We start from the raw sequence: 4,618 nt of genomic DNA, 5'->3' as shown, positions 1-4,618 counted from the left end.
AGATGTGTATAAGAGACAGCCCCCATTGCCCCATTTCCCTCATCCCCCCGATCTGCCTCCACCTGCGGGACAATCTCATAGGTCGGAAACGGGGCAACCATCAAATCACTCGGACGGGTAGGCAATCCACCAGCACCCGTAATGATGAAACTACCCTGCCGGGAACTGCGAGCTAAGCAACTGGTGGCTAACAAGGCATTCGTATCAATAATGCTACTGGGCAACGAAGCCAAGCTGTTTTGTAACAAGGTGACATCCGGCAAGCTAATTACCCCAGAACTGATCCGGCCACTGGCATTCACATCCACCCGATCGTTGCCATCCAGTGTTACGGGATCAGTCCCCGGTGGGGCAGGTCGATAGCGAAAGGCTAAAAATACTGGAGTATTAAAGGTAATATTGCCACCGCGACCATCCCGCGAAAACGCCAGAATATCACTATCATCCAATGCCACGATCGCCTGGGCTCCCAGGGTAATATTGCCGCCGCCACCAGCCCCACTAAACACACTTGTAGTGATGTCGCTGTCTCCCTGGAGTCGGATGGTACGAGCATTAATCGCAATATTGCCACCACTGGATTGCGTGGAAGAGGTAGAAATGCTGCCATCCCTGGCGGTCAAACTGTTACGGACATTTAGGTCAATACTGCCCGATCGTCCACTGCCCTGGCTTTGGGTAGAAATCACTCCTCCCGCTTGCAGCGTCAAATGCTGGGTATCGACCCGAATATCCCCTCCATCTCCCGTAGAATTAATTCCTGTGGAGCTAAAAATACCACTGGCAAGTTCCGTCACCGGATCAACTCCCGTAATCCGCACCGTATCTGCCACTTGTACATGAATATTGCCCGCATTCCCCTGCCCTCGGGTACTGGCTTGCAGTTGCCCCCCATTCGTTAACGACAATGCGCCAGCCTGAATATTAATATTGCCGCTATCCCCAACCGCTCTTGCGCCGACGCGACTATAGATCCCACTGGAGAAGGCATCTCGCCCTACACCATCAAACACCGCCTCACCACTGACCTGGATGGAGATGTCCGCCGCATTACCCTGCCCCAACGTACTCGCGGCGATCGCGGCTCCATTTAATACCGATAATGATTGCGCCCTCAGGCGAATGTCACCACCATTGCCGATCGCGATCGGACTGACACTGCTAAAGATACCGCTAGAAAAGATCGGACTTTGCCCATCTAACACGATCGCTCTGGCGACATCGATCTCAACATTACCCGCATCCCCTTGCCCAAACGTGGTGGCGACCAGCGCCGCTCCATTCACGGTTAAGAGTGAACCCGCCGACAGCGAGATACCGCCACTATTACCCACCCCATCTTCCCCCACAAAGCTATAAATCCCGCCGGGATCAATCACGCCTTCGGGCAACTCACCGCCTAACGTGACCGCTCCGGTCGTTTGAATCGTAATCCTGCCAGAGTTGCCAACCCCATAGGTACTCGCATCCAGTTGTGCCCCATCCTCAACCGCTAACGAGGCGGCTGTAATATTAATCCCACTGCTACTGCCGATCGCCCCAGCATTCACACTGCTATAGACACCACTGGGAGTTTGAGTCAGCGCTCCTACACCCGCAAACCGAATGCCATCGTCAGCCACGATCGTAATGCTGCCCGAATTACCTTGACCCAGCGTATTTGTACTCAGTAATGCCCCATTCGTGACCGATACCGACCGCGCCCGGACTTGAATGCCCCCACTATTCCCGATCGCAGTTCGATTCACCCGGCTATAGGTGCCACTCGGTTCCCCCTGGCTGTCTTCGCCATCAAAGCTCACGCTCCCAGTAGCTTGAATCTTGACAGTACCCCCATTACCCTGACCAAAGGTACTGGCATTGATCTGTGCCCCATCCCGCAGCACCACCGAATCAGCCGTCACTGTGACATCCCCACTATCCCCCTGGCCCAGCGTAGAGTTCGCAATAAAACTGCCTTCCGTCAGCCGCACACTCCCCGTTGCTGTCACTATCACATCCCCGGCTTGCTGACCAATCGCCCCACTCCCCGCCTGAATGCCCGCCCGCAGCACACTGGCATTCGCTAAGGTGATATTCTGCCCTGCGATCGTGATACTGCCACCACCGCCCGCCCGCACATTAATTTCACTGCCATTGATCAATGACACATTACCCAGGGGCATTCTAGGAGGCAAGTTCAGTTCTAAACTTGTGTCCTCCACAGTTAGACCAACCCTACCCGTCCCAGTCACCCCTGCTAGTTCCACTCGCCCACCGGGAGCCCGAAACTGGCTACCATCCAGCGTCACCGGACTACCTACCAATATCAGACTCCGACCCGGAGCCACCTGCAACTGGGCTTGACTCTGGATTGCCTGAGCGGTGATTTGGTTAAACAATAAGGCTGACGGATTCACCGTTAACAGGGCTGGAGCCGCCGGATCGATCGCACTGAACGAACCTTGATTACCAAACTGAATTGCGCTTGCAGAGCTAGCCAGAAATGATCCACCGATTTGTAATTGAGCATTCTGACCAAACACAATGCCATTGGGATTAAGCAGAAACACATTGGCATTCCCATTCGCCCGGATCAAGCCATCGATCGTCGATACAGAATTCCCTGTTACCCGACTGATGATATTGGTAATATTAGCGGCGTTATTGAAAAAAGCTTCACCCCCCGTCGGGATCGAAAACTCTCGAAAACTATGGAACAAATTGCTCCCCCGCACCGCGCCTCCATCAATTTGGGCATTTAGCCCTGGGGACACCTGGGAGCGTTCTGCCACTGGCAATGTGTCATCGGCGACGACTTGAGTCAATCCTGGCTGCCCCGTCCCACTCACCAGCCCCAAGCTGATGATGGCTCCAACCCACCAACGCCCTTGCATAACTTTGCACCCTGTTGTTGCCTCCGTACATGACACTTTACCAATACGATCGCCCCAAAACTACCACAATTAAACACATGGGCCGGATCGTCGTACTGCCCCCTGACGCACCTGCCTTTGGAGTGCCCTATGCGCCATCACTTTCAGCGATCGATCTTATCTCGTTGGCTCAAATTTACCGTTCTCAGCAGTCTAGTTTTCTGCTGGTCAGTTAGCTACCACTGGCTCGGAATTTCACCCAGTCACGCCCTAGTGCCGATGGCAGCGGCAGTCTCCTGCGAGATTACAACAACTGAGTGCCAAGATTTCCCTAGTCTGCTGATTGCCCACTCAGACCAGCCAGCTTCTCCCTCTGCTCCAGCCGTCCAGCCGGGATTAGCGCGATTTCAAGCTGGAGATACCTTAGGGGCGATCGCCCTCTGGCGGCAGGCACTCCAACAGACTCCAGCCCAGTCCGCTGCCTGGGTCACAATCCTGAAATACTTAGTCCGGGCACAGGCTCAGGTCGGTCAAGTCGATGCGGCGATCGCTCACCTGAATCAATTGCTCGGCTACTACCGTCAGGTCAACGATCGCCAACAGTTCGGCAGAATGTTGACGGAACAAGCCCAACTGTATAGCCACTTAGGTCAACAACGTCGGGCAATTACCCTGTTATGCCATGAACTTAGTGATCAAGACTGCCAACCGGATAGTGCCCTAGCGATCGCTCGACAACACGCTGACCTACCAGGAACCGCCGCCGCCCTGGGGAGTTTGGGGAATGCCTATCGTCTCCGGGGGGACTATGCCACTGCCAGCCGCTATTTAACTGCCAGCCGCACGATCGCCCAACAACAGCATTTACTAACCTACGAAATTGCCGCATGGCATGGGTTAGGCAACCTTCATACCAGTTTAGTCAAGCGGTATCAGCGCCAACTCCAATCGGCACAAGCGGCCGGGGATACTGTAGCGACTGAAACTATGACCCGATCGCTTACCCAATCCTTCAATCAGGCGATCGCCGCTTTCGACCATAGCCTCACCCTGGCTCGCCAACAGCAAGATCCCTGGAATGAACTGCGGGCACTCCTGAATCTAGCCGCCCTTACTTTCTACCAGCCCCCTAGCCGCCAGAATACAGAGCTACAGTTACAACAGGCTCAAACCTTGCTCGATCGCCTGCCCGATAGTCGGGAAACAGCCTTTGCCACAATTCATCTTGCGACCCTATGGCAATTGGCTGACTTACCCTCTGGCATCACCAGCAGTGAGGTACTAACTCGGTGTGTCCCCGTCGGCAACAAGTCCGTTTCCACCGATCGACTATTGCAACAAGCACTCGCCATGGCACAACGGATTCAAGATCCGCAGTCTACAGCCTTTGCGTTAGGGCGCTTGGGACACCTGGCGGAATGTCGGCATCAGTATCCCCAGGCATTAGATCTGACTCACCAAGCCCAACTAACCGCCGCCACCGCCGAATATCGGTATTTATGGGAATGGCAGGCAGGACGAATTTTGCAGGCAACCGGACAACCCCAGAGCGCGATCGCCGCTTACGAAACAGCCGTCCAGACGTTAACCAGTCTGCGAGCCGATATGGCGATCGCCAGCCGTGACTTTCAATTTGATTTCCGGGACACGATTGAGCCGATCTATCGGCAACTCACAGCCCTCTACCTCACCCAGTCACCCAGTTACCCACCCCTCCCTCCTCCATCAGCCAAAGCTCAGATCCCTGTCTCTTATACACATCT

The 4,618-nt window shown here is 54.7% G+C and carries 2 protein-coding genes; one reads left to right on the top strand and one right to left on the bottom strand.

Features of this window, described 5'->3' with window-relative positions; genetic code table 11:
* Positions 1-2,876, bottom strand: a 2,876-nt coding sequence (locus ACN4EK_RS31995; RefSeq protein ID WP_431662494.1) for a two-partner secretion domain-containing protein, incomplete at its 3' end; no start/stop codon positions are given.
* Positions 2,877-3,005: 129 nt separating this feature from the next.
* On the opposite strand from ACN4EK_RS31995, the gene ACN4EK_RS31990 reads away from it, so the two are divergent.
* On the top strand, positions 3,006-4,618 hold a 1,613-nt coding region (locus ACN4EK_RS31990), incomplete at its 3' end, for a tetratricopeptide repeat protein (RefSeq protein WP_458575350.1).

The sequence above is a fragment of the Pantanalinema rosaneae CENA516 genome, from assembly GCF_050753385.1.
GTDB classification, from domain to species: Bacteria; Cyanobacteriota; Cyanobacteriia; order Leptolyngbyales; family Leptolyngbyaceae; genus Pantanalinema; species Pantanalinema rosaneae.
Note: the sequence above shows the minus strand (reverse complement) of the source record. Positions and strands in the feature narration are given on the sequence as shown.